At 44.0% G+C, this 26,275-nt stretch carries 26 protein-coding genes, 2 tRNA genes and 1 pseudogene; 22 read left to right on the top strand and 7 right to left on the bottom strand.

Going from position 1 to position 26,275, the window contains the following annotated elements; all coding sequences use genetic code 11:
* Together NBH16_RS21525 and NBH16_RS21520 are read right to left on the bottom strand one after the other, a co-directional pair.
* A partial coding sequence (locus NBH16_RS21525; RefSeq protein WP_284705645.1) for a transposase occupies window positions 1–165 on the bottom strand: 165 nt, incomplete at its 3' end.
* Window positions 166–228: 63 nt separating this feature from the next.
* Window positions 229–765, bottom strand: a complete 537-nt coding sequence (locus NBH16_RS21520) for a UpxY family transcription antiterminator (RefSeq protein ID WP_008780208.1) — start codon at window positions 763–765, stop codon at window positions 229–231.
* A gap of 225 nt (window positions 766–990) precedes the next feature.
* Here NBH16_RS21520 and dnaG point away from each other — a divergent pair, with 225 nt between their 5' ends.
* The 3 genes from dnaG to NBH16_RS21505 are packed head-to-tail and all read left to right on the top strand — an operon-like array spanning window position 991 to window position 5,307.
* On the top strand, window positions 991–3,108 hold the full coding sequence (gene dnaG / locus NBH16_RS21515; protein ID WP_250789048.1) for a DNA primase: 2,118 nt from the start codon (window positions 991–993) through the stop codon (window positions 3,106–3,108).
* Between the two features lie 13 nt (window positions 3,109–3,121).
* Complete coding sequence (locus tag NBH16_RS21510; RefSeq protein WP_008780206.1) at window positions 3,122–3,994, top strand: ABC transporter ATP-binding protein; 873 nt, start codon at window positions 3,122–3,124, stop codon at window positions 3,992–3,994.
* Window positions 3,991–5,307, top strand: coding sequence for an ABC transporter permease (locus NBH16_RS21505; RefSeq protein WP_005864952.1), 1,317 nt, complete (start codon window positions 3,991–3,993; stop codon window positions 5,305–5,307). Before NBH16_RS21510 ends, NBH16_RS21505 begins: the two co-directional genes overlap by 4 nt.
* Window positions 5,308–5,368: 61 nt before the next feature.
* Here the strand turns inward: NBH16_RS21505 and NBH16_RS21500 are convergent.
* Window positions 5,369–5,439: transfer RNA gene (locus tag NBH16_RS21500), tRNA-Gln, on the bottom strand.
* Window positions 5,440–5,472: 33 nt separating this feature from the next.
* A tRNA-Gln gene (locus NBH16_RS21495) sits at window positions 5,473–5,543 on the bottom strand.
* Window positions 5,544–5,830: 287 nt separating this feature from the next.
* Here NBH16_RS21495 and rsfS point away from each other — a divergent pair.
* The 3 genes from rsfS (at window position 5,831) to NBH16_RS21480 (ending at window position 9,251) form a co-directional block, all read left to right on the top strand.
* Entirely contained in the window at window positions 5,831–6,190 is a 360-nt protein-coding gene (gene rsfS / locus NBH16_RS21490) for a ribosome silencing factor (protein ID WP_005854895.1), read from the top strand.
* 30 nt (window positions 6,191–6,220) lie between these two features.
* Window positions 6,221–8,275: an ATP-dependent zinc metalloprotease FtsH gene (gene ftsH, locus NBH16_RS21485; RefSeq protein WP_005864950.1), complete on the top strand. Its 2,055-nt coding sequence runs from the start codon at window positions 6,221–6,223 to the stop codon at window positions 8,273–8,275.
* 142 nt (window positions 8,276–8,417) lie between these two features.
* Entirely contained in the window at window positions 8,418–9,251 is an 834-nt protein-coding gene (locus tag NBH16_RS21480) for a phosphatidate cytidylyltransferase (protein WP_005854890.1), read from the top strand.
* On the opposite strand, the gene porT is transcribed toward NBH16_RS21480, so the two are convergent.
* Entirely contained in the window at window positions 9,238–9,939 is a 702-nt protein-coding gene (gene porT / locus NBH16_RS21475; RefSeq protein ID WP_008778155.1) for a type IX secretion/gliding motility protein PorT/SprT, read from the bottom strand. The genes NBH16_RS21480 and porT overlap by 14 nt on opposite strands.
* Window positions 9,940–10,092: 153 nt before the next feature.
* Between porT and fdxA the strand changes: the two genes are divergently transcribed.
* Complete coding sequence (gene fdxA / locus NBH16_RS21470) at window positions 10,093–10,263, top strand: 4Fe-4S ferredoxin (protein ID WP_005854886.1); 171 nt, start codon at window positions 10,093–10,095, stop codon at window positions 10,261–10,263.
* 107 nt (window positions 10,264–10,370) lie between these two features.
* Here fdxA and NBH16_RS21465 read toward each other — a convergent pair whose 3' ends face one another.
* Window positions 10,371–10,760, bottom strand: coding sequence for a DUF3276 family protein (locus NBH16_RS21465; RefSeq protein ID WP_005864945.1), 390 nt, complete (start codon window positions 10,758–10,760; stop codon window positions 10,371–10,373).
* A 223-nt stretch (window positions 10,761–10,983) separates the two neighbouring features.
* Between NBH16_RS21465 and nusB the strand changes: the two genes are divergently transcribed.
* From nusB to NBH16_RS21410, 11 genes are all read left to right on the top strand, one after another.
* Window positions 10,984–11,910, top strand: a complete 927-nt coding sequence (gene nusB, locus NBH16_RS21460) for a transcription antitermination factor NusB (RefSeq protein WP_005864942.1) — start codon at window positions 10,984–10,986, stop codon at window positions 11,908–11,910.
* 62 nt (window positions 11,911–11,972) lie between these two features.
* Window positions 11,973–12,287 carry a preprotein translocase subunit YajC gene (gene yajC / locus NBH16_RS21455; protein ID WP_005864940.1) on the top strand — a complete coding sequence of 105 codons (315 nt, stop codon included), beginning with the start codon at window positions 11,973–11,975 and terminating at the stop codon, window positions 12,285–12,287.
* Window positions 12,288–12,301: 14 nt separating this feature from the next.
* Window positions 12,302–13,315, top strand: a complete 1,014-nt coding sequence (locus NBH16_RS21450; protein WP_250789047.1) for a YbbR-like domain-containing protein — start codon at window positions 12,302–12,304, stop codon at window positions 13,313–13,315.
* Complete coding sequence (coaE, locus tag NBH16_RS21445) at window positions 13,308–13,889, top strand: dephospho-CoA kinase (RefSeq protein ID WP_005854875.1); 582 nt, start codon at window positions 13,308–13,310, stop codon at window positions 13,887–13,889. Before NBH16_RS21450 ends, coaE begins: the two co-directional genes overlap by 8 nt.
* Before the next feature lie 211 nt (window positions 13,890–14,100).
* Window positions 14,101–14,538: a DUF5606 family protein gene (locus NBH16_RS21440; RefSeq protein ID WP_005864934.1), complete on the top strand. Its 438-nt coding sequence runs from the start codon at window positions 14,101–14,103 to the stop codon at window positions 14,536–14,538.
* 121 nt (window positions 14,539–14,659) lie between these two features.
* Complete coding sequence (locus NBH16_RS21435) at window positions 14,660–15,484, top strand: alpha/beta hydrolase (protein ID WP_250789046.1); 825 nt, start codon at window positions 14,660–14,662, stop codon at window positions 15,482–15,484.
* A gap of 144 nt (window positions 15,485–15,628) precedes the next feature.
* Entirely contained in the window at window positions 15,629–16,594 is a 966-nt protein-coding gene (locus tag NBH16_RS21430; RefSeq protein ID WP_005864930.1) for an ROK family protein, read from the top strand.
* Between the two features lie 11 nt (window positions 16,595–16,605).
* Complete coding sequence (locus NBH16_RS21425) at window positions 16,606–17,346, top strand: N-acetylmannosamine-6-phosphate 2-epimerase (RefSeq protein ID WP_005864927.1); 741 nt, start codon at window positions 16,606–16,608, stop codon at window positions 17,344–17,346.
* 65 nt (window positions 17,347–17,411) lie between these two features.
* Window positions 17,412–19,691, top strand: a complete 2,280-nt coding sequence (locus tag NBH16_RS21420) for a pyruvate formate lyase family protein (protein WP_250789045.1) — start codon at window positions 17,412–17,414, stop codon at window positions 19,689–19,691.
* Entirely contained in the window at window positions 19,681–20,610 is a 930-nt protein-coding gene (locus NBH16_RS21415) for a glycyl-radical enzyme activating protein (RefSeq protein ID WP_250789044.1), read from the top strand. Before NBH16_RS21420 ends, NBH16_RS21415 begins: the two co-directional genes overlap by 11 nt.
* A gap of 64 nt (window positions 20,611–20,674) precedes the next feature.
* A complete protein-coding gene (locus tag NBH16_RS21410; RefSeq protein ID WP_250789043.1) occupies window positions 20,675–21,265 on the top strand; it encodes a sugar O-acetyltransferase in 591 nt (196 codons plus the stop codon).
* 74 nt (window positions 21,266–21,339) lie between these two features.
* Here the strand turns inward: NBH16_RS21410 and NBH16_RS21405 are convergent, their stop codons facing one another.
* A complete protein-coding gene (locus tag NBH16_RS21405) occupies window positions 21,340–22,233 on the bottom strand; it encodes an AraC family transcriptional regulator (protein ID WP_005864921.1) in 894 nt (297 codons plus the stop codon).
* A gap of 168 nt (window positions 22,234–22,401) precedes the next feature.
* Here NBH16_RS21405 and NBH16_RS21400 point away from each other — a divergent pair, with 168 nt between their 5' ends.
* From NBH16_RS21400 to NBH16_RS21385, 4 genes and pseudogenes are all read left to right on the top strand, one after another.
* Window positions 22,402–23,178, top strand: coding sequence for a 3-keto-disaccharide hydrolase (locus NBH16_RS21400; protein ID WP_005854859.1), 777 nt, complete (start codon window positions 22,402–22,404; stop codon window positions 23,176–23,178).
* A 21-nt stretch (window positions 23,179–23,199) separates the two neighbouring features.
* A complete protein-coding gene (locus NBH16_RS21395; protein WP_005854857.1) occupies window positions 23,200–24,363 on the top strand; it encodes a Gfo/Idh/MocA family protein in 1,164 nt (387 codons plus the stop codon).
* Window positions 24,364–24,432: 69 nt separating this feature from the next.
* Complete coding sequence (locus NBH16_RS21390; protein ID WP_057327818.1) at window positions 24,433–25,347, top strand: endonuclease/exonuclease/phosphatase family protein; 915 nt, start codon at window positions 24,433–24,435, stop codon at window positions 25,345–25,347.
* Window positions 25,348–25,379: 32 nt separating this feature from the next.
* Window positions 25,380–26,192, top strand: a pseudogene (locus NBH16_RS21385) (Gfo/Idh/MocA family oxidoreductase); the annotation flags it as partial.
* Window positions 26,193–26,275 lie beyond the last annotated feature (83 nt).

Raw genomic sequence — 26,275 nt, 5'->3', positions numbered from 1 at the left:
CGTTTTTGACTCAAAATAACCTTCCCAGCGACTGAAGGTCACGTAATCAACCGAATATTTCTTACATAGCCTGTACTTGGTTGAGCCACTCTCATAATACTCCTTCAGCATACGGAGCTTGAAATCCTGGCTGTAACTTTTACGTTCTCTTACTTTGTTTGACATCTTACACACGTTCTTTTAATTGTTAATTGCGTGTGAAGTAAATCTGTATCATGTCAATATATGTTATAATAATCGAATATATTCAGGATCGACCTCCACAGCGGCGACCAACAGACCGGGGATCTCCACGATCAAACGTTTCACACGGGCCCCTCGTATAGAGAGTAAACGTCCCTCGTAGCCATCCAATGGGCCACCCTCGATGCGGATCATGCGACCGTACATCGCTGGAGTTAATTCTTCAACCAAGAAATAACGCGGGGAATCATCGGAATGGACAGCACGGATAAAACGGTTCATCTCCGCATGGCCTACCGTCATCGGCTTACGGTAGCCACCACGCAAATAACGATATTGGAGGGTACTGATCTCTTCTACGATTGGATCCATACACGCACAGGTAGTATGGGCAAAAAGTAAATCGTGCAGAAGAGGAACCTCCTCACGAATCCGCTTACCCTTCCTCTCGACCAACTGCCAACGCATAGGAGTGAAAACCTCTATGCCCTTTTCCTCCAGCAACCTATAGGCCGGGCGTTTAGCATTGGGACGGGTCAAGTCTCGCAATACGAACCAATTGTCTGTCAAAGGATGTTCCACAGGATGATGGATAATTCTTCTAGTCCTGAAAGGATGTATATTCTATTAATATCCAATCAGTTACAAAATATAGTCTTATAAGTTGGAAGGCGTACTTGGCGAGTAGCATTCGTTTCACGCTGCAAATATAGGGAAAAATAACTAAACACAAGCAAACATCAAGCCTTGTTTGTGTTTAGTTATTTTTCACTACATTTGTGTTCGCTAAAAAAGGAGTAATTTAAAATGATCGATCAACCTACCATAGACCGAATATTGGATGCGGCAAACATCGTGGATGTTGTCTCTGAATTCGTGACTCTTCGGAAACGAGGGATCAACTATGTAGGATTATGCCCATTTCATTCGGACAAATCACCGTCTTTTTACGTATCCCCCTCAAAGAATATCTGTAAGTGTTTCGCTTGCGGAGAAGGTGGAACCGCCGTTCACTTCATCATGAAGCATGAGCAACTCAGCTATTTCGACGCTTTACGCTTTTTGGCGAAAAAATACAATATAGAGATACAGGAACGGGAACTTACCGAGAAAGAGAAACAAATCCGTAGCGACCGGGAAAGTATGCTTATCGTCAATAGTTGGGCGGGACAATACTTCTCTACTTTATTACATGAGCATGTTGAAGGGAAAAGCGTAGGTATGCGTTACTTTGCCGAGCGAGGATTGAGGGAAGATATCATCCGTAAATTCCAACTTGGGTATAGCTTGGACCAGCGGGATGCTTTATACAAAACCGCTATAAAAGCAGGTTATAAAAAGGAATTCCTCGAGAAAACCGGTTTAGTTATCACTTATGATAACGGAAACGTGAATGATCGTTTTCGAGGACGTGTTATCTTTCCCGTCCATACGTTAAGCGGAAAGGTCGTGGCATTCGGCGGACGTGTATTGAAAAAGGACGAGAAGACCGCAAAGTATGTAAACTCCCCCGAAAGCGAGATTTATCATAAAAGCAACGAGCTTTACGGCATCTATTTCGCCAAGCAAGCAATCATGAAACAGGATCGCTGTTTCTTGGTGGAAGGATATATGGACGTGATCGGTATGCACCAAGTGGGCGTAGAAAACGTGGTTGCCTCCTCGGGTACGGCGCTCACGCAAGGGCAAATCCGGCTCATACATCGTTTCACGAATAATATCACGGTATTATACGATGGAGACGCCGCCGGAATCAAAGCGGCCCTCCGGGGTATCGATATGTTATTGGAAGAAGGGATGAACGTCAAGGTCGTGCTTCTTCCGGCGGGAGAAGATCCGGACTCGTTTGCCCGTAGCCATAGCGCGAGCGAGTTCGCAGAGTTTATCAGCCAGAACGAGACGGATTTCATCCGTTTCAAGACAAAGTTACTATTGGCGGAAGCGGGGGGTGATCCGATCAAACGTTCCGCCCTGATCTCGGATATTATCCGTACGGTAGCGATTATACCTGATAATATCGCTCGCTCCGTGTATATCCGGGAATGTAGTACGACCATGGAGATAGACGAGCAAGTCTTACTCAACGAGGTCAATAAGATCCGTCTCAACAAGGAAGAGAACCAAGCGGCTAAATCCGTAAGGAATACACCGCCCATTCAATCTCCCGTCAATACGATTCCGGAGTATCCGGATTTCCCCGGCTACCAACCGTATACACCGGAAGAGGCGAATACCCTTCCTCCGGAAAATATTCCGCCTCCACCGCCCGAGGACTATATTCCGGAAGAGGAAGCGGGTCCACCCCCTACTCCTCCCTACGAGGTTCCGACGGCTCCCAACATACAGGTCCAACCGAAACGTTCTCCTTTTGAGGCTTATGAGTTGGCTCTTCTGCGCTATATCGTACGATATGGCGAACGTGTCCTCTATGACTACGTAGATGAGGAGACCAACGAGCATGTCATCATGAGGGTCGCCGATTATATCCGTTTCGATCTGGAACGTGATGACCTTACGTTTTATACGCCAGCCTTCAAACAAATGCTGGACGAAGCTGCTGAACATTGTCAAAACGAGGGCTTTATGGCCAGTCGTTATTTCCTTGCCCATCCGGACCCGAACATCAGCCGGCTTGCCGCCAACCTTATCAGCGATAAGTACCAGCTTAGTAAATATCATACGAAGTTCAGGGAACTGGAGCAAGAAGAAGATAAATTGGATTACTTGGTACCCCGGGAAATCTATTCCATGAAAGATGCCTATATCCTCTATAAGATAAAGGATATCCAAGCGAAAATCAAAGAGGCTCAAAACAAGGGTGACATGGAACAGATCTTTGATTTAATGAAACAGAACGCCCACCTCAACGAGATCAAGAACGTGCTCTGCAAAGAGCTAGGTGAGCGTATCGTATTAAAAATGTAATAAAAAAACATCTATGAATTTCCTTGAGACAGAAAACGTGGTAAAACAGTACGCCGGGCATCTGGCGCTGAACAAGGTAAGTATCCAAGTTCCTCAAGGAACAATCTTTGGATTACTGGGGCCTAACGGGGCGGGCAAGACAACCTTGATCCGGATCATCAACCGGATTACGGCACCGGATAGCGGAATCGTTCGCTTCAACGGCCATGAATCCAGCCCGGAAGACATCTACCAGATCGGTTACTTGCCGGAAGAGAGAGGGTTGTATAAAAAGATGAAAGTCGGGGAGCAGGCGATCTATCTGGCACAATTGAAAGGTCTCTCCTACCCAGAGGCACGCAGTCGTTTGACCCGTTGGTTCGAGAAATTTGACATCATGCCTTGGTGGAATCGCAAACTGGAAGAGCTGTCGAAAGGTATGCAACAGAAAGTACAGTTCATCATTACCGTGATACACGAACCCGAGCTATTGATCTTTGACGAGCCATTTAGCGGATTCGATCCGGTCAACGCCGATCGCCTTAAACAAGAGATATTGGAATTGAAGGCGGCCGGACATACCATTATATTCTCAACTCACAACATGTCCTCCGTTGAGGAGATTTGTGACGAGATTGCTTTAATCAATCGCTCTGAGGTCGTCCTGTCCGGCAATGTCAAGGAGGTACGGGAACGGTTTAAGAGTAATACCTATATATTAAATGTACGCAAGGAGACTGGAGGTATTGAGGAGTTAAGGATACGCAAGGAAGAAAATATCAGTAACTCCGATTGGCTTACCCGGCTGGCGTCCCAATATGAGATTCTTTCCTTCACGGAGGAGATCCCTTCTATGAATGACATTTTTATCAACACCGTTTCCGGTACAAACACATCAAAGGTATGAGCAAAATTGGATTAATCATCAAACGGGAATATCTCCGGAGAGTAAGTAAAAAGTCATTTATCCTGCTCACGTTCCTCACACCGTTTCTATTCGCTGCACTTGCGTTCGTCCCCCTATGGCTCTCTTCCATCAAGGGAGATGAGGTTCATACAGTCGCCATACTCGACGCCACCGGCAAATACGCCCCGTTGTTCGAGGATACGGAAAGCTATCGTTTTATCAACGGCGACAAAGATATGGATAAGTACAGGCAAATGTCGGAAAAGGAGATATTCGCATTTCTCAACATCTCCGACGACTTGCAGAAAAATCCGAAAAACGCAACCCTCTATTCCAAGAAACAAATCCCGGCGGATTTGAGCCGACTCGTCAATATGACATTAAAGAAGCAGATAGAGAGTGACAAACTGGCAACATTCAATATCCCCAATCTACAAGAGATCATAAAAGAAAGTAAAGTAGATTTCAACATACAAACGATCAAATGGGGGGATGACGGAAGCGAAAAGCAATCCTCGTCCGTAGTGGCATCCATAACCGGAGTAATTTTCACCATGCTTATCTATATGTTCATCCTAATCTATGGAGGAATGGTCATGCAAGGGGTTATGGAAGAAAAGACGAACCGGATCATCGAGATTATGATCTCGTCCGTCAAACCTTTCGACTTAATGATGGGTAAAATTATAGGAATCGGTTTTGTCGGGCTTACGCAAGTATTCCTTTGGGCGGTTATGACCTTTATTCTCATCACCGGGGGAACTTTCTTTTTGGGAGGAGGTATGGAAAGCGAGATCTTGCAATCAAGCATGGCACTTAACACAACCCCTAACATGACGGTTATCGCAGCCCAGCAGCCGGCAAATGAATGGATAGAGATGCTTCATACGATTAACTTCACCGAGATAGGCATCTTGTTTATCGCTTATTTCATAGGCGGCTACTTATTATATTCTTCTTTATTCGCCGCTATCGGATCAGCTGTAGACGGCCAAGAAGACACGCAACAATTCATGCTACCAGTCACGCTTCTTTTGGTTTTCGCCCTCTATGCGGGGATCTATAGCATGGAAAACCCTGACGGACCATTAGCTTTCTGGTGCTCCATGATCCCCTTCACTTCTCCGATCGTCATGATGGTCCGGGTGCCATTCGAGGTGCCTTTGTGGGAAATACTACTTTCCATTGGATTTTTGTATATATCATCCATCGGTTTTACTTGGTTTTCCGCCAAAATATACCGTGTAGGCATTCTCATGTATGGTAAGAAACCTAGTATAAAGGAGATGTCCAAATGGCTTCGTTACAAATAAAAACATGATATCTACAACAAAAAGCCTCGCTACTCTTATCGAATAACGAGGCTTTTTTATGTTGTTCTACCTGGATTCGAACCAGGACAAACAGGACCAGAATCTGTTGTGCTACCATTACACCATAGAACAATCTCTACAAAATTGTCAAGTAAACTTTAAACGTTGTTCTACCTGGATTCGAACCAGGACAAACAGGACCAGAATCTGTTGTGCTACCATTACACCATAGAACAATATTTAACAAATCACCAACTCTCTTGTTAGCGAGTGCAAAGGTATATACTTTTTCAAAATTTGCAAATAAACCTTCGAAAAAAATATCCAGAAAAAACACGTACGTCTTTCGGATAAAACACGTACATGTTTTCTCAAAAAGACGTACGTGTTTTTTTAAAAGCTTATAACGATCGAGGAGATAGTCTCAAACAAGGTATTACACATATATTAATGAAAGAAAAAGACGTATGTAACGAATTAAGAAGTATATTTGCGACTTGGAAAATTATATCAATAGAAATAAATGGATCAAACAAAAGAATTAGTAAAAACGATTGTTGAAGGCCTTCAAGAAAAAAGGGGCAAAAATATTGTAACAGTAGATTTAAGCCAGACTTCTGGTGCCATTTGTCAATATATGGTTATTTGTGAGGGAAACACTCCTACCCAAGTTTCAGCGTTATCTGATTCCGTATGGGATTTCGCACGCAAGAACGCGAACGAGAAACCATTATCCATTGACGGTACACAGGGCGCTCAATGGATCGGCATGGATTATGGCACGGTTCTTGTACATATATTCCTGCCGGAACAACGTGCATTTTATAACTTAGAGAACCTTTGGGCAGACTCGAAGGTTATACAAGTACCTAACATTGATTAAGCCAGCCTAAATATTTGATGATAATCTCTTATGGAAAATAAAAACGATATATTTAATAAAACACCGAAGGGCGGGAAACCTAAGATGTTCCGCTTTAATTTGTATTGGATGTACGGGTTGATCTTCATCATGCTTGTTGCCCTATACATGACAAATGATTCTTCGGGAACGAAAGAGCTAGGCTGGACAGAGTTCCAGAAACTAGCGCAGGAAAACGTATTCGATAAAATGACAGTCTACAACAAGAAGAATTTGGTGGAGGCTACAGTGAAAAATGGAAAGACTGAACAGGTCTTTGGGAATATGGACGTTTCTAAAATCGGGGTTTCTCCGAAAGTATACGTAAAGATCCCGTCGGCCGACAAGTTTTCCGATTTCTATGACAAAGCGGTAGCCGATAGTCATATCGATACACAAGTCCGGTTCGAGGAAGGCGATGACGCTATCTGGAATTTCTTGGTTTCATTCGGCCCGATTATCTTATTGATCGGTGTATGGATGTTCTTGATGAGACGTATGTCCGGTGGTACCGGCGCAGGTCCGGGTGGCGTGTTCAGCGTTGGTAAGGCAAAAGCTCAGCTTTTTGATAAAGATAATGACCGTAAGGTGACATTCAAGGATGTCGCCGGATTGGCGGAAGCGAAACAAGAGGTAGAGGAAATCGTCTCTTTCTTAAAGAATCCGGAAAAATATACCGAATTAGGAGGTAAGATACCCAAAGGTGCATTATTGGTAGGCCCTCCGGGAACCGGTAAGACATTATTGGCGAAGGCTGTTGCCGGAGAGGCTAATGTGCCGTTTTTCTCCTTGTCTGGTTCTGATTTCGTGGAGATGTTTGTCGGTGTAGGCGCCTCCCGTGTGCGTGACTTATTCCGCCAAGCGAAGGAAAAATCTCCTTGCATCGTCTTTATTGATGAGATCGATGCGGTAGGTCGTGCCCGTGGGAAGAACGCGAATATGAATAGCAACGATGAGCGTGAGAACACGTTGAACCAGTTGTTGACCGAAATGGATGGTTTCGGCTCTAACAGTGGTGTTATTATCTTAGCCGCTACAAACCGTGCGGACATTCTGGATAAAGCGTTGTTGCGTGCCGGACGTTTTGACCGACAAATCCATGTTGAATTACCGGATTTGAATGAACGTAAAGAGATATTCGGGGTGCATTTGCGTCCGATCAAGATAGATGAAAGCGTAGATGCTGAGTTCCTAGCAAGGCAGACTCCGGGCTTCTCGGGTGCTGATATCGCTAATGTTTGTAATGAGGCTGCTTTGATCGCCGCCCGTAACGGAAAGAAATTCGTACAGAAAGAAGACTTCATGAATGCGGTAGACCGTATTGTCGGTGGTCTGGAAAAACGTTCGAAGATCACGACAGAGGAAGAACGTAAATGTATCGCGAACCATGAGGCCGGTCACGCTACGTTAAGTTGGTTGTTGGAACATGCCAATCCGCTGGTTAAGGTGACAATCGTTCCCCGTGGTAAGGCATTAGGTGCGGCATGGTACTTGCCGGAAGAGAGACAGATCACCACCCGCGAGCAATTGCAGGACGAGATGTGCGCTACTTTAGGAGGACGTGCCGCAGAGGAATTAGTCTTGGGAAAAATATCCACAGGCGCATCCAACGATTTGGAACGTGTCACGAAACAAGCATATGCGATGGTCGTTTACTTCGGTATGAGCGATAAACTTCCAAACTTGAACTATTACGACTCCACCGGACAGGATTGGGGATTCACCAAGCCTTATAGTGAGGAGACTGCGAAATTGATCGATACGGAAGTACAGAAGATCATCAATGAGCAATACGACAGGGCAAAACGGATATTATCCGAGAATAAGGAAGGACATAGTAAACTTGCGCAGGTATTATTGGATCGTGAGGTAATCTACTCGGAAGATGTAGAGCATATCTTCGGGAAACGCGCCTGGATCTCCCGTTCCCAAGAGATTCTGGAGTTGCAGGAAAAGGCTAACGGAAAGAACAAGGAGAATGCGGATAAGGAGGCGGAAGCGGACGCAACAACGGAAAACGTAACCGATACTCCTACCGAAGAAAACAAGACAGGGAAAATAGCTTGACCAAAGTCAAGACATTCATAACAAGTAAGGCTGGGGTGTATCTTTGATCAAAAGTTACTATCCAGCCTTCCTTATTGCTGTATTATCAATTTATTAGTTATATTTGCAGCCAAAATTACAAACAAGCAAAAACACTATTGTTTTGAAAAATCTGATTACACGTGCATTGACTGGCATCATTTTCGTCGCGGTATTAGTCGGTGCGATCTATTTCCACTCCTATTATTTTCTTACGGTATTTGGACTCATTACCGGACTTTCTCTATGGGAGTTCTACGGATTGGTTAAACATTATGAGAATGCCGCCATCAAACGATTTGTCAGCTCCTTGGGGGGAGCCTACCTCTTCGCCGCCACATTCGGTTACGCCAATGGCTTGGTTGGAGGCAATATATTTCTCCCCTATCTTTTATTCTTAATGTATACCATGATCACCGAGCTTTACGATAAAGCCAGTAATCCAATCAATAACTGGGCATTGACCTTATTCGGTCAAATCTATTGCGCAGGCTCTTTCTCTCTGCTAAACTTTATTACATCGGTACCTAATACGCCGGGCGAGATCGTACATATCCCCTATTTTGCCTTGGCTATTTTCGTTTTCGTATGGGTAAATGATACGGGAGCTTATCTAGTGGGATCTATGCTTGGAAAAAGAAGATTGTTCGAACGTATCTCTCCCAAGAAGTCCTGGGAAGGTTTTTACGGAGGGTTGGCATTCGTATTAATAACCTCCCAAATATTCGCTTGGTTCATGCCGGCCACGAACTGGTACACATGGCTTGGATTAGCCGGCACAATCGTAGTATTCGGGACTTGGGGCGACTTGATCGAATCTTTGATGAAACGTACGTTAGGCGTGAAAGATTCCGGGCATGTATTACCCGGACATGGAGGCATGCTGGATCGCTTCGATAGCGTAATGATGGCTATTCCGGCCGCTTATATCTATATCGAGTTATTTATTCGAAATTAAATGTCAGGATCACCATACGGGATGTAGCTTTCGATAAGGCATCCGTATATTTGATATTTGCTTGATCTACCAAGTCCGGACGATCTTTCTCCAATAGGTTAACCAATCCGAAACAGAATTTCAACTCTGGGCATAACTTAAAGTAGGGTAGATAGATATCACATCCCAAGCCAAACTCAAATCCGAAGTCCGTGCTTTTCAATAGAATCGGATTACCTTTCTTACGGCCTATATCCACGGAGCCATAGATACCGCCGATCAAATAAGGACGGTAATTATTCAAGCGTAAAGCCGTATATTTAACGTCTAAGGGGAAATTCAGATAACTGGAACGAACGTTCGTGATGAATTCCTCTCCCGTAGCCTGTTCCCGAAACTTAAATTTCTTATCTCCGAAATGGATAGAAGGCGTGAAGCGTAAATTGAAATAAGGATTCATATACATATCTCCGATCACCCCGACACTAAAGCCGGGTGAGTAAGAAGGAATCTCCGCGAACCAAGTCTCTCCATTGGTCATGACACCGGTATGGGTCAATAACAAATCCTGCGAGTGAATACCCACATGAAACCCCAGATGAAGCCATTTCAAATCAGCGTACGGCTGATTCCTCACCCTTTCCTTTTGAGCCATGGCTCCCATGGTAGCCAAGCTTACCACATATAATATAAGTAATAATCGTCTCAAATCTCAACCTATTTTGTTTAATAACGAAAACCCGACAAAGATATTGCAAAAAAGAAGATTTTTGAAGAAAATAAGCCAGTAGATATTTTTTAAATAGAAAGAAAGCTATATTTTTGCACCTACTAATAGTTATCAATTTAAACGTTTAAAAAAATGGCTTACGTAATTAGCGATGATTGTATTGCATGCGGAACTTGTATTGATGAGTGTCCGGTAGGAGCAATTTCAGAAGGTGATAAATACAGCATCAACCCTGAAATGTGTACAGATTGTGGAACTTGCGCTGACGCATGTCCTACAGAGGCTATCCACCCGGCTGAATAATTCGCAGCAAAGAATAGGATTTTCCTTTGCGGAAAGCTCCTAACACATAACGGGCTGTTTCTCTCCATGAGTAAAACAGCCCGTTATCTTTTTCTCTTCGTGTTACATTAAAACTCAATATCCAACTTTATAGCACCGGAAGCCATATCCTCCTCCGGGGAATCGCCATGAATCGTTTCCTCCTCTTCAGGTTCCACCACGTCTTCCGCGGATTTCTTCAGATTTGAGTTCTTGATATAACTGATTACATCTTGCATTCCCTCCATGAACTTCTCAAAGTCCTCCTTATAAAGGAAAATCTTATGCTTCTCAAATGAGATTTGCAAACCATCCTTTGATTGAATTTTCTTACTTTCCGTAACGGCAACGAATAGGTCATCTTTCAAATTCCTCTTCACATCCAGATAATAAATCCGTTTTCCCGCTTTAATGGCTTTAGAGTATAGAATCTCCCTGTCGCCACCTTCAACATGTTTTTTATTCCTTGATTCTTCCATGACAGCTAACATTCGTTAAAAAACCACCCACTTTATATAACTTGCTTCAAATATGTGCATTTTTTTTTAATTAGCAACTATTTTAACGATCGAAAATACGCCCATTGAGGCTAAATTTGTAAAATATCATCTAACACATATAAAATTAAGTAAATCCGGATTCTTTTATGGAAAAAACGACTACCTTTGCAGCCTAATTTATAATAAGAAGTTCCTTCAAACGATGATCAACAGAATTTTAATCCGCATTAAAGTTTTACAGATAGTATACTCTTACTATCAAAACGGAAACGGTGACCTCAAAGTTGCGGAAAACGAATTGCTTTTCAGCCTTCAGAAGTCATATGACTTATATTATTATTTCTTACTCCTAATTATCGAAGTTACCAACCTGCAAAGAAGGATCCTTGACACCCGGAAGTGCAAATACATGCCTACCGATGAGGAGTTAAACCCGAATACACGCTTCGTAGACAATCGTTTTGTCGCTCAATTAGCGGAAAACGATACGTTGAAAAAGTATGTGGACGAGCAAGGTCTCTCATGGAGTAACGACGAGGAGTTTGTTAAAAACGTATTGGATACGATCTTAAGCTCTGAAATTTACGCCGAATACTTGAAAAACGAAGAAGACTCGTACGAGACGGATCGTGAGTTCTGGCGCCAGATCTTCAAGAAAGTAATCTGTGGGAACGAGATGATAGAGGAATATCTGGAAGACAAAAGCATCTACTGGAACGACGATATTGAGATCGTAGAGACTTTCGCCTTGAAGACTATCAAGAAATTCGAGGAGAAGAAAGGTAGTAAACAAGCCTTATTGCCAATGTTCAAGGATTTGGAAGACAAGGCTTTCGCAATCAAGTTATTCCGTCAAAGTTTGTTGAAAGGTAAGGAATATCGTGAACGCATCGACAAACATATGAAGAATTGGGAAACCGAACGTATCGCCAATATGGACTTGATCATCATGCAAGTCGCCTTAGCCGAGATTTTATCGTTCCCGACCATTCCCATCAACGTTACCTTAAATGAATATATCGATGCCGCAAAGTATTATAGTACACCTAAAAGCGGAACATTCATTAACGGAATTCTGGATTCAATAGTCAACGAATTAAAAAAAGAGAAGTTATTGCTCAAAGATTAATTATTATCATTACATTTGTGCATATCATTATTGATATTAACTTGTAAAACGATTATTATAGTATGAACTTACTCAGTATTTTACTTCAAGCTCCAGCTGGAGGAAGTCAGTGGTCCGGTATTTTGATGATGGTAGTTATCGTAGCTATCTTCTATTTCTTCATGATCCGTCCGCAACAAAAGAAACAAAAAGAAATCCAGAAATCACGTGAGGCGTTGAAAACAGGCGATAAAGTGATTACCGCCGGAGGTATCTATGGAAAGATCAAAGAGATCGGTGATACTTATATGCTAATCGAGGTAGCGGATGGAGTACGTATCCGTGTAGATAAAACTTCTATTTTCGCTTCAGCGGAAGACGCTCAGCAGCAGAAATAATCTAACTACAGAATATGTCACGACTTGAGAACATACAAAATTCCTTCAAGTCTATCCAAGCAAAGACTAAGGCTTTTTTCCACGGAGACAGATGGAAAGAGGTCTTGGTCTTTTTCTTTTTCGCCCTTTTGGCTTTCGGTTTCTGGCTACTCCAAAGCTTGCAGCAGGAATATGAGATAGAACTTGTTTTTCCGGTTAAGTATAAGAACGTACCTGCCGATATAGCGTTTAATGCCCCTGAGGTGGAAACGATTACCGCAAAGGTAAAAGACAAGGGTAGCGTTTTACTCAACTATACTTTTGGAAGATCGTTTGCTCCGATTGAAGTGAACATGAAGAATACGAAGGAGAAAAATGGTTCGGTTCAAGTAAGTAAAAGGCAGATCGAGAACGATATTCAAAAACAATTGATAGCCACTACGGCATTACAAAGTTTTGATCCGCAACAAATAGATATGGATTTCAGTCAGCGGGTCCATAAGGAAATACCGGTCGTCTTTAATGGCGATATTCATCTGGAAGCCGGCTTTCAACTATCCGGGGATATCCGAATCACCCCTCAAAAGATCAACGCTTATGCCACCGCGGCGATCTTGGATACACTGACCTCGGTTAAGACGGTCTTCACCGAGGTTAGAAAGGCGAATAAAAACATTACGAGAACCGTACAACTGATCAAGGTAGACGGCGTTAACTTCGATCCGGAAAGTGTATCCATCACGATTCCGATAGAGGAGTACACGGAGAAGACATTGGAAATACCTGTCTCTTGCAGTCATATACCGCCACATTATACGGTACGTATGTTTCCGGCGGTCGTAAAAGTGACTTGCAGTGTGCCCTTGTCCCGATTCAAAGGACTTTCGGAAGATATGTTCTCGATTCATATACCTTTTGAGGATCTGGAGCAAAACGTATCTGGTACCCTACCCGTCAAACTCACCAAGAAACCAGACTGGGTGCATACGGCAATCTTATTGCCAGATAAGGTAGAATTTATTTTGGAACACAACAATAAGCATGATTAAAATAGGTATTACAGGAGGGATCGGGAGCGGCAAATCCGTCGTAGCCTCTTTATTAGCGTTATCCGGTGTACCCGTATACATAGCGGACGAGGAAAGTAAATGGCTGACAAATAACTCCCCGGTTATCCGTGAGAAATTAACAGCCCTTTTCGGTCCGGAGATTTATACGAATGAGGGATTGAACAAGAAACTTCTAGCCTCCCACATCTTTAATAATCCGAAACAATTACAACAGGTCAACCAGATCATTCATCCTGAGGTAAACCGTCATTTCTCGGCTTGGGTAGAGAGACAGACTTCCCCTTTATGTGCCATCGAATCCGCCATATTATTCGAATCCGGTTTCTACAAAGTGGTAGACATAAGCTTGATGGTCTATGCCCCAAGAGAACTCCGCATCGAAAGAGCCTTGGGGAGGGACTCAGCCTCGAGAGAAGAAATCGAACGCAGAATCAACAGCCAAATGTCGGACGAGGAAAAGAAAGATCGCTCCGATTACGTTATCTATAATGACAATAGACAGGCCCTTATACCGCAAGTAGGCAAACTGTTATGTTGGCTTCAATCCCAATAATCACCGATAGCGGGACGAGTGGCTTTTACAGCATCTTACCTTCATCATCCAATGAACTTAAGATACTCCGTCAACGAACCTAAGATACTTCGTTGATGCACCTAAGATACTTCTCCAACGAAGTTAACCGTCCTCATGACGGAAGAATTCCACTTTTTCTTATTACCTTTGTCACTTCGAAGTTTAACACTAATAGAAAATAAAAAACATTATGTTGAAGACTATTTTGTCTATTTCGGGAAAACCCGGTCTGTATAAACTGGTTTCCCATGGAAAAAACATGTTGATCGTTGAATCGCTGACTGATAACAAGAGAGTACCCGCATACGCAAAAGATAAAGTAATCTCATTAGGCGATATCGCAATCTATACGGATGAAACAGAAGTGCCTTTACATGAGGTATTGACTAGCGTAAAGAACAAGGAAGAGGGAAAAACCGCCTCTTTGGTACCTTCCAAAGCCACGACAGACCAATTGCGTGCGTACTTTGCCGAGGTATTGCCTAGCTATGATCGTGAGCGTGTTTATCCGAGCGACATCAAGAAACTACTCTCTTGGTATAACATCTTGATCAACGCAGGCATCACTGACTTCACCCCGGAAGATGCTCCGGCAGAAAAGGAAGCTGCTGAAAAAGAAGCAGAATAACAGCATACGACATAAAGATTAAAGAAAGGACCGTTCGATACCCATCGTCCGGTCCTTTTTTTAAACATACTTAAAGACTTTATTTTTCGCTATATTTGCATAATTCTAGATATCACTATTTATGAAAACAAAAACAGTTCTTCTCTTTCTTATCGTATTATTCTCAAGAATATGCCGGATACATGCGCAAGCCGATTTCTACTTGATGCAGGCATTAGGGAGTCGATATATCTACAACTCAGACTATTTTGAAGAGACCCGTGAAATGCAAGTCTATTTAAGCGGAGTAGATGGTAGCCTTAAAAGTGACTCTTTACTCGCTATTTATGTCTTAGACGCACAATATCCCCCCACATTCAATTTATTTTGTTCAACATTCGAGTTGACACATCCCAACATACCCTGTATTATTGTTGGAATATTTAATTCAAACAGGCAAAGTGAGCTGACCCCGCCTTTCACAGATTCCTTATCGGTAAAAAGATATGACAACCCGGGACATGGAAAAGAAATGCTCTCGTCATTAACGAATGAAATAATCCCTTTCATCCAAGAAAAATACCATGCGGGAAATAACAGGATTTTAGTCGGACATTCGTTGGGAGGGACATTCGTCACTTATGCGATGATGGAACACCCAGACTTATTTCCTTATATTATAGCCATATCACCGAACTATAAATACAGCGAAAATATGATGATTGATAGGTTACGAGTGTTCACGGAAACCTATCAAGGAGAAAAAAAATTATATATCTACCTAGCCAACGGAGACAAAGATAAAACAGAAGAAGACTTCAAGCCCATGATAAAAGAGGCTTGCTCCATCATCGAGAAAAATAATAGAATCGACCTACGATATGATTCTTTAAACATAAAGAAACACAGTCACACTATATTTGAAGGTTATTACAGAAGTCTCCTCTCGATAACACCTCTTCTCTAAAGTACTCTCGTAAGCTTGCGAGAGCACTTATGCAAAAATAGTCCATTATTTTAGGCTAAACCTCACATTGTCTAGGGCAGACAACTCCTCTATCTTTGCCAACAAATAATTCACTCTATTGACCTCATAAAATAAAGAGCAAAGATGGAAAGCACCAAGTATTATCTCGGTCTGGACGTTGGCGGTACCAATATGGTCGCTGGCGTAGTAGATGAGAATCACCAGATTATCGCAAAGGAGAGTATACCGACACAAGCCGGACGCACGATCGAGGAGATCACCACCGACATGGCGGAAGTCAGCAAAAAAGCGGTTCTCAAAGCAGGCTTGCAAATGGAAGACATCTCTTCTTGGGGCATCGGCATGCCTAGTTACGTAAATCCAAAGACGAACCTTTTGGTACATGCCAATTGTTTCGGATGGAAGAATGTCCCCATCTACGACTATTTAAAGAAGCATATCTCATTGCCTACTTATATAGCCAACGACGCCAATTGCGCGACCTATGGAGAGGTCTTGGCCGGATCGGCCAGCCAATATACCGACGCCATCATGCTAACGCTAGGAACGGGAGTCGGAGGCGGAATTATCATGGGTAAGAAGATTTATTCCGGATCCGATAATATGGGAGCCGAACTTGGACATACCAAATTGGTATACAATGGCGAACGCTGCACATGCGGGCAAAAAGGCTGTTTGGAAGCTTATTGCTCATCCACCGCATTAATCCGTATCATGAAAGAGACCTTACAAAAGAATAAGGACACCTTGATATGGAAACTTTGCGGCGAAGACGAAAACAAAGTCAATGGTGAGATTCTTTTCGAGGCCGCTAAACAAGGGGATTCCCTCGCTAAACAGATCGTCGATGACTATATCAGTAGACTGGCCGCCGGAATCTCCACGTTCATAACCATCTTCCGTCCGCAAGTAATCATTTTAGGGGGGGGTATCGCACATGCAGGTGACCTGCTGTTGAAACCTTTAAACGAGAAACTACATACTTGTACCTTCGCCGCCGAGGAAATAGGTATCCCCCAAGTCATCCGTGCGGAATTAGGAAATGACGCCGGAATAATCGGCGCCGCGCTTTTAGAGAAAACGATGTAACGAAAAAAAATATGAAAACAAATAAGAAAGAACTTTTAGATTCATTCAAGGGAGGACTGATCGTATCCTGTCAAGTACAACACGATGATCCGACTTTTTCAGTAGACTTTGTCGTAAAAATGGCAAAAGCCGCCCAATGGGGAGGAGCCGCGGGTATCCGTGCCAACGACCCAGAGCAGATCAAGGCGATTAAAAAAGAAGTGGATTTACCAGTAATCGGGCTTTGGAAAATCTGGCACGATGACACAGATGTGTTTATCACCCCAACCTTAGAGGCCGCTAAAGCCGTATGGGAAGCCGGAGCCGAGATTATCGCCTTGGACTGTACGAGCCAAATAACCCATGAAGGCCGCCCTGCATACGAATTGCTACCAATCGTCAAGAAAGAGATACCGGAAGCTATCATTTTTGCGGATGTCTCTAATTATGAGGAAGCTGTACGTGCCGTAGAAATGGGAGCCGATATCGTTGGCCCTACCTTATATGGATATACGGAAGCAACCAAGCATATCGAGCAACCGGATTTACGGGAATTCGCCCGTATGTGCCGTGACTTTAAAGACAAAGCCTATGTCATTATGGAGGGGCATATCTACTCGCCGGAAGATGCCATGAAATGTATCTTCCTCGGAGCTCATTCCGTAGTAGTAGGCAGCGCGATCACCCGTCCGCACTTGATCACGAAACGTTTTACGGACTTACTAACCGGTTATCAAAATAATTGGCGGGAAGCCGAAAGAAGCAAACATTAAAAAATCATCTGCTTGTAGAGATAGGGCATGCCCCGTCTCTACACAATATTAACAACAATAATCATATGGCAAATTTCAATGTAGAAGGGGCGCAAAACGTAGAGATCAGCAAGAAATTACCTTGCGAGAAACCTCTGATCGTACAACTGGAGATCATGGAGCGGTATACGGCAGTCCATAAAGCCTGTGCCGCCCTACCCAAAGAGATACGTGAAGTGGAATGCCTGAAAGTTTTATACCCCACGCTATTTCGCAAGATCACGAATCAAGACTTGATCGCCGGACGTACGGACTTCCTACCGATCGGGTTCGGATGCGTAACTTCCTTAGGGGGTGTCGGGCATTATTGCGTATTCAAGAAACTCCGTGCCTTCCAGCAACAACTGGATGAAACTGAACGAAAACGGGTGGATGCGTTATATGATTATTGGTTGGATCACGATTTAAAGACCCAATTCAACAAGGAGGTCCTCACCGAGGATACATTGGGTATGTTCATCGACTGCGAATACCCGATGATCGCTACCACACGTCTATCCGGAATGATGCTGGATTACCCGAAACTATTGGATAAGGGCATCGGTGGCCTTCGCTCTGATTTACAGGAGAAACTCAAAGAGCAACCCGATAATAACTTTTACAAAGCAGGCATCCAATGTCTGGATATTTTTGTAGATTGTGCTTCTCATCTCCAGCAAGACGCTAGAGAGCAAATGGCTTCAGCCAACATGAAAAGGCAAAAAGAATTAGAGCGTATCTGCCAAGCCCTAGAGAACATCAAGGAGAAGAAACCCGGTACGTTCCATGAAGCGATGCAGTTATTCTGGTTATTCGCTTTGTTGGCCGGTGTTATAAACTACGGTCGTCTGGATGATTATCTAGGCCCTTATTTAGTAGCCGATCTCAAGTCCGGGCGATTGACCGACGAAGAGGCATACCGATATATCCACTCGCTTTGGACCATGATTGAAAATCGCCGTACAACCGTAAACGGACGTATCATCGTAGGCGGTAAAGGACGCAAACATCCGAAAGAGGCCGACGTATTCCTGCATATCGCCATGAAAGTAGCGAAAAATTGCAGGTATGTAGAGCCACAATTCACCTTGCGTTTCGATAAAGATACCTCCGAGGAAATCTGGGACGAAGCGTTGGACGCTTTGGGTGCGGGAGCTACTTACCCGACCCTTTACAATGACGACGTAAACGTCCCGGCCGTCATGTACGGAATGCGTGTAGACGAGAAAGCAGCGGAACAATACGTGCCTTTCGGGTGTACCGAGTTCGTGATACAAGGACAAAGTACGGGTACGCCCAACATCTGCATCAATTTACTAAAACTACTTACGATTTATATGAATGATGGTATCGACCCGATTGACGGTAAACGTAAATCCGGGCCGGTACCTCTAAAGAAATTAGAGGAGTATCAGACATTCGAGGAATTCTATGACGGTTACAAGGCTTTACTCGATTATTATCTGGATCTGTCTGTCAAAGCCCAATACCATTCGTATGAGGTGATGAACCAGCACGTAAGTTTCTTGTTTACCAGCCTATTGACCGATGATTGCATCGCACGGGGAAAAGCGCTTTTGGACGGAGGCGTACGTTATCTAGGCGGGACAAACGAGACGTATGGCAATATCAACACTTCCGATTCCCTGTGGGTAATCCGGGATCTGGTATTCAATCAAAAAAAATACACGTTACGGCAATTGAATGATGCCATGCTAGCTAATTTTAACGGCTATGAGGCTTTACGAAAAGATTGCCTAAACTGTGATAAATATGGTAACGACCTTGAGACTGCCGATACGATGGCCAACGATTTGTACGAGTTCGTAGCGAAAGGCGTACGCAATCGCGGTATCGCCATCGGTATGCAATACTTCTTGATCGTTATCAGCAATAATCAATTAAACACGGAATGGGGAAACCGGACCGCCGCCTCACCCGACGGGCGATTATCGTGCATGTATATGAATCCTGCCAATAATCCGCAAGGGGGAGCGAATAAAAGCGGCCCCACGGCCATGCTGAATTCCTTGGCGAAGTTCGACGCCAAGTATCATGGAGGCTCGGTACAAAACATTAAGTTTTCTCCTTCCATGTTCAACGAGAACAGGGCTGTCATCAAGAGCCTGTTCAAGACTTATTTTGCGAAAGGGGGTTGCCATTTGATGGTGACTGTAGTAGATAAGGGAGTTTTAGAAGACGCGGTAGAGCACCCGGAAAATTACCCGGACCTAATCGTCCGGGTAAGCGGGTTCTCCGCGGTATTCGTCGATTTATCTCCCAATATTCAACAGGAACTTTTAAGCAGGGTATTATATGATGAATAAATATAAGGTTAGCGAGAATAGGTTATCAATCATGGAGATCGAACGGTTCGCCGTTCACGACGGCCCGGGCATCCGGACCGTCGTTTTCCTTCAAGGTTGTCCCCTACATTGTCCATGGTGCTCCAACCCGGAATCCCAGAAAAGGAAACCGCATCTGCTCCATATCAAGAATAAATGTATCGGATGCGGACGTTGCGAGGCGATTTGTCCACGGGGCAATATCTCCATCCAAGACCATTTTCCGGTGTTTAATCGTCAGGCCTGTGTAGCCTGCAAGGCTTGCGAGCGTATATGCCCGCAGAACGCCATTAAGTTTGTCGGTGAATCTATTACCTCATCCGAGATCATGGAAATCCTTTTGCGTGACCGGGATTATTACCTGAATTCCGGTGGAGGGGTTACGTTTTCCGGTGGCGAAGCTTTCACGCAATTCGAGGGATTGATGGATTTGCTGATCCAATGCAAGAACGAGAAACTGCATACCTCCGTAGAGACTTGCGGGCAAGTGAATCTTGATAAGATAAAGCAAGCGCTTCCGCTTATCGATTTGTTCTTGTTCGATATCAAACATACGGACAAGGATTTACTTCAGAAAGAAACCGGAGCGAACTTGGATACGATCCTCACGAATTTACGGTATATATCCAGTAAGAGCGCTAATAAAGTAACGATCCGTGTACCGGTAATCCCCGGTTTCAATCTCAATGAGAATACGCTTCGGGAAATATTCATGCTGGCGAAAGAAAATCGTATCAAATGCGTACACCTGCTTCCCTACCATACATTGGGAAAAGATAAATACGAGCAATTAGGTCTCACCTATCCTTATCCCTGCGAGCAAATGCTAGCCAAAGAAGAGCTGTTCCCCTTTAAGGAGATGGGGGAAAAAATGGGTTTGGAAATACGAATCGGAGGATAAACTCCTCCCAATAAAATAGTATCTTCGCGCAAATCATCGTTTTATAAATCTTAGTAAGAGACATATGAAAACAGAAAAAGAGAAAGCGGCGGAAGGTCTATTATACAATGCGAATCATGATAGAGAGCTTCAAGATGAGATGAAAAGAGCGAAATGCGTCCTTTTCAAATACAACCAATTGCCCCCCGACCAAGAGGAAGAAAAAGATCGGATTCTAACCTCTTTTCTAGGCAAGAAAGGGAAGAACACCGTTATCCTATCCCCTTTCCAATGCGATTATGGCTATAATATCGAGATTGGGGATAATTTCTTCGCCAACGTGAATCTCGTTATCTTGGATGGAGCGAAAGTTCGTATCGGCAATAACGCATTCATCGCCCCGAACGTAGGCATCTATACCGCCGGCCACCCTTTTGACGTAAAGCAACGTAATGAGGGTTTGGAATACGCTTTTCCCGTGACCATCGGCGATAACGTATGGATCGGTGCGCAAGCCTGTATCCTTCCGGGGGTGACCATTGGCGATAACACGGTAATCGCCGGAGGTAGTGTCGTAACCAAAGATATTCCGGCCAATGTTATAGCTGCCGGCAATCCCTGCCGTGTAATCCGGGAAATAACGGAAGCCGACCGGAATAAATACCGCCAGCCCTAAGCTCCCGTTTAGGGTATCCCTAAGCCCTCGTTTAGGGCAGCCCTAAATTCCCGTTTAGGTTCATCGTAAATATCTCACTTCGGTAACGAGTGCCGGTAATCCTTGGGTGATGTCCCTACTATCTTCTTAAAGATACGGCTGAAATAGTAGGGATCGTCAAAGCCCAGTTTCAAGGCGACTTGATTGATCTTCATATTCGTATGTAATAATAGCTGGCAAGCCCGGTCTATTTTCATATGCAAGAAATAATTCATCGGAGCATAACCGGTTTCCTTGAAGAAAAGCCTGTACATATAAGATTCCGAATAGCCGAAATGAGAGGCCAATTCCTTTAATGTCAATTTATTTTCCAGATTCTCCGTCATGAAGTGGGTCGCCAAACTAATAAAGAACGTATTCTCCGCCTTGCTTTTGGAGAATTTAGCCTCCCTATACGTCTTCACATAGAGGAAAGAGGCGATCAAATGATTGAAACTTAAATTGACGTAATTAACCGTAGCCTCATCCGTCCCACTCTCCAACACATTCAATAGTTCATCAAAAAAAGCGATACGATCGCCGATACGGGAATTATCATCCATGTCGATCGGGATCACCCCTTGCAGTTGATCGCTGATATACTTCGCCTTTTTCCCTTTAAAATGTGCCCAATAAATATACCAAGGATCATGCTCGCTCGAACCATATTGATGGGGCTTCTCTGCCGGGAGGATGAAAAAATGATTCTCGGGTACGACATATCGTTTTCCATCCAACACGTACCAGCCCTCTCCTTTGGTGCAATAAATTAAAAGATACTCTCCACAACCGGACGCACGATCAATATAATGGTTTTCCGCCTTCGGAAAATACCCCATAGAGTGTACGACCAAGTCCGCGACCAACGGGTTGTTCAACGCTTGTTCTATAATGTAGAAAGGATAGACAATCAACCGCTGACCGGAAAAACCATGCTTTATTTTCGCCATAAACCAAAACTTTTAGATGGTTACTGAATAACGCAAAGATAATCCATTTTTTTTAGCTAGATACTCTATTATCCAAATCCTTTATGTGCAGTATTTTTGCCAATGAACAAATAAACCATATCAAATGGCGTTATCATAAGGAGATAATCAAACTAAATATTCTAACAGATGAAAAAGATCGTATCTATTTTTCTAGTAACCATTTACGGGATGTGTATGGTTGCATGTGGAAGTCGTTCCTCATCCACGGAAGTAAAAGATAATGTATTGACTGAGGAAGAAAAAGCGGAAGGCTATACCTTGTTATTCAATGGCAAGGATTTTACCGGTTGGAAAATGTTCAACGGGGGTGATGTCAAGGGATGGCAGGTAGAAGACGGGGTGATCGTCGGCTACGGAAACGGTGGTGACGTGATAGCGGATACTACGATCAAGGTAAGTACCGATATCGTTACCGTTAAGAATTACCATAATTTCCAGATCAAATGGGACTGGAAAATCGGAGCGCAAGGAAACTCCGGATTCTTATATCACGTACAAGAAGGACCTAAGTACAAAGCTCCTTTTGAAACCGGCCCGGAATACCAGTTGATCGATGACGATAACTATCCTTGGGTCAGCGAGACCGGAAAAGAGGGATTGGAAGACTGGCAGAAAACGGGTTGCAACTACGCTATGTATGTACCGGAAACCAAACAGGTGAACCCTCCGGGAGAATGGAACTCCTCTATGGTACTTTACAAGGATGGATATGTTGAGCACTGGCTGAACGGAGAAAAACTTTTCTCTTTCCAAGAAGGGTCCGAAGATTGGAAGATGCGTCGTTATAGCGGTAAATGGGAAGCTTTCCCCGATTACGGTATCTCTACCACCGGTAAACTTTGTTTTCAGGACCATGGAAGTAAAGTATATTTCAAGAATGTGAAGATTAAGGATTTAGACTAATTGTATTAAGAAATCAATGCCATGAATAGAAAAGAATTCTTTAAAGTATCGGCCGCAGCAAGTCTCGCGTCACTACTATCACCCCTTTCCGCCTATGCGGAGAAATTCGAATCGGAAGGTAAAAAGGTGAAAGTAGCCGTTATCGGTTGCGGAAGTGTATCTACCCAATATTTTCCCCATATATCGAAGTGCCCGTATGTAGAAATCGTAGCTTGTTGCGATATCAAACCGGATCGTGCTCAAAAGGCGGCCAAGCAATATAATATACCTAAATGGTACAAGCATATCGATGATATGCTTAGTGGTTCCAAGTTCGACTTGATGCTTACATTGACCGATATGCAGGTTCACGGAGAGTTGAACCGTAAGGCTTTGATGGCAGGAAGAAATGTCTGGAGCGAGAAACCTTTGGCGAATTCCTATAAGGAAGGCAAAGAATTATACGATCTCGCTACTAGCAAGGGGCTTCGTATCTGGGGTGCGCCTGCCGTTGTAAACAGTCCTCAATTTGCCTTTATGGCCGAACAAATCAATAAAGGAACCCTAGGTAATCTGGCATGTGCGCACGGACATTACGGACATGAAGGTCCTTCTTGGTCCGCTTTCTTCTACGAACCGCTAGGTGGCAGTATGCCCGACTTAGGAGTTTATAATATCGCTACCCTAACCGGATTATTGGGACCGGCTAAATCCGTTGTTGCCATGACTACAATCGTAACCCCGGAGAGAACCGTAGACGATAAGGGCAAGATCAAAGTTCGAGAAGAAGATAATGCCATGATTATCATGGAACACGAAAAGGGAGTCCTTTCTCATATCGAGTGTGGTTTCAACTATTTCGATCCATACGGACATTTAGGTAAAGGACAGGAGAAAGCGACGATCTCCTTATACGGTTCACACGGCAATATGCATATGGTAGGTTACGACTGGGCACCGAACGGGGTGGACTTATCGACGATGGATCATCCGGTACCCCAGCGTTTCGTTCCGGACACCAATGGCTATGTTTGGCAAGAAGGTGCTTCCGATATCAGCAAACACATGGCATTAAACACGGAACCACGTATAAATGTCGAGCATGCGTTACACGTATTAGAGATTATCGAGGCCGCCCGAAAATCACAAGCTACAGGTCAACGCATCCAGCTTGTATCGAAGTTTCCTTGGCCGATGGTAAAATAAATTAAGAAGTCTTAGTAGTGAAAAGAACGGGACATTTAATATATTTGTTCCTGTAAATACCAGAGAAACATGAGGAAGATAAGTGAAATTTTATGCTGCGTAGCCATACTTTGTTGTGCATTGAGCGCATGTAGCGACAAGCCGGCAACGGTAAAAGTCAGCAGTTTCAATATTTGGTTGAATACCCTAGGGGGAAAGCTTCCCCCTAGCCAGACAGCGAAAGTGATCGAGGCTAGCCAGACGGATATCGTAGGAATCCAAGAAGGGCATATCTATGAAGAAGACGGCATCAAGCACGATCATGTGCCGGAAATCGCGGAATCCCTAGGTTTCCACCTTTTCAACCAAGGGGAGGGACATTATATCTTATCTCGTTATCCGGTCGTCGACAGTACGGCTTCCCGCTACGGGGTGAAGATACAGGTAGGCAAAGACAAATTCTGCTGGATGTTTAATTGCCATCTATATTATATCCCGTATCAGCCTTATCAATTGAATGGGATTCCTTATGGCGATTATCCGTTTATCGATACCGAGGAGGAAGCTATCCGGTTCGCCAACGAGGCCCGACGTGAAGAAGTAACTCGTTATCAAAAAGATATACAGCAAGTCATGAAAGAAGGTTATCCTGTCTTTTTAACAGGAGATTTTAATGAGCCTTCTTTCTTGGACTGGACACAACGGGCCGCCGATGCCGGTATCCACAAGATCAAGGTGGAGTGGCCGGCAACCAAGGCTTTCTCTGAGATCGGGATGAACGACTCCTACCGGACAATCCATCCGGACGAGGTCTCCACACCCGGCTATACATGGACTCCCGTTCCTAGCGAACAAGAAATACTAGACCGTCTGGATTTCGTACTATATTCCGGATGTAAGGTAACAGACTCATTTATCACAGGCGAAAGCGAGGCCACCTCGGACGTGGTAGTCTCCCCTTACCCTTCGGATCATAGAATGGTAACCTCCTGTTTCAATTTCTAACAGTAACTACTAAAAAAAACAAATTATACAACATGGAATCAAGAAGAGATTTTCTGAAAAAAGCAGCCGTAGCGGCAGCTGGTCTAACAATCGTCCCCTCTAAAACGATCGCTGGATTAGGCCATAAGGCACCAAGTGATACAATGAATATTGTCGGTATCGGTATCGGTGGTAAAGGCCACCCGAACTTGGTCGGCATGAAAACCGAGAACATCATCGGGCTTTGCGATATCGACTGGAAATACGCGAAGAACTGCTTCGAGGAATTCCCGGACGCTAAACGTTATTGGGACTGGCGGAAGATGTTCGATGAGTTGGGTGACCAGATCGACGGTGTCATGGTAGCTACTCCGGACCATACTCATGCCACGATCGCGGCCACGGCCTTGACAATGGGTAAACACGTATATTGCCAAAAGCCGCTTACCCACTCCGTTTACGAGAGCCGTTTATTGACAAAACTCGCCGCTAAATATAAGGTAGCGACCCAGATGGGTAACCAAGGGAACTCCGGCGATGGTGTCCGTCAATTATGCGAATGGATCTGGAACGGAGAGATCGGTGAAGTAAAAGAAGTACACGCATGGACCAACCGTCCGATCTGGCCGCAAGGATTACAGCGCCCAACCGAAAAACAACGTTGTCCGAAGACGATGAATTGGGACTTATTTATCGGCCCGGCCGCCATGCGTCCGTTCCATGAGATCTACACCCCTTGGAACTGGCGTGGATGGTGGGATTTCGGAACCGGAGCTTTCGGAGATATGGCTTGCCACGTACTCGACCCGGTTTACCAATCCTTGAAGGGCTCACCCGATAAACCTGGGGGATTAAGCATACAGCTTTGTAAGTCTGAAAAGAAAGAATTTTATATCCGTTACTCCTCTTAAAGCAGCTCTAAACGCCTTAATTTTAGCATTAAAAGACT

It is taken from the genome of Parabacteroides sp. Y3-G-102 (genome assembly GCF_023656845.1).
Taxonomy (GTDB): domain Bacteria; phylum Bacteroidota; class Bacteroidia; order Bacteroidales; family Tannerellaceae; genus Parabacteroides; species Parabacteroides distasonis.
Note: the sequence above shows the minus strand (reverse complement) of the source record. Positions and strands in the feature narration are given on the sequence as shown.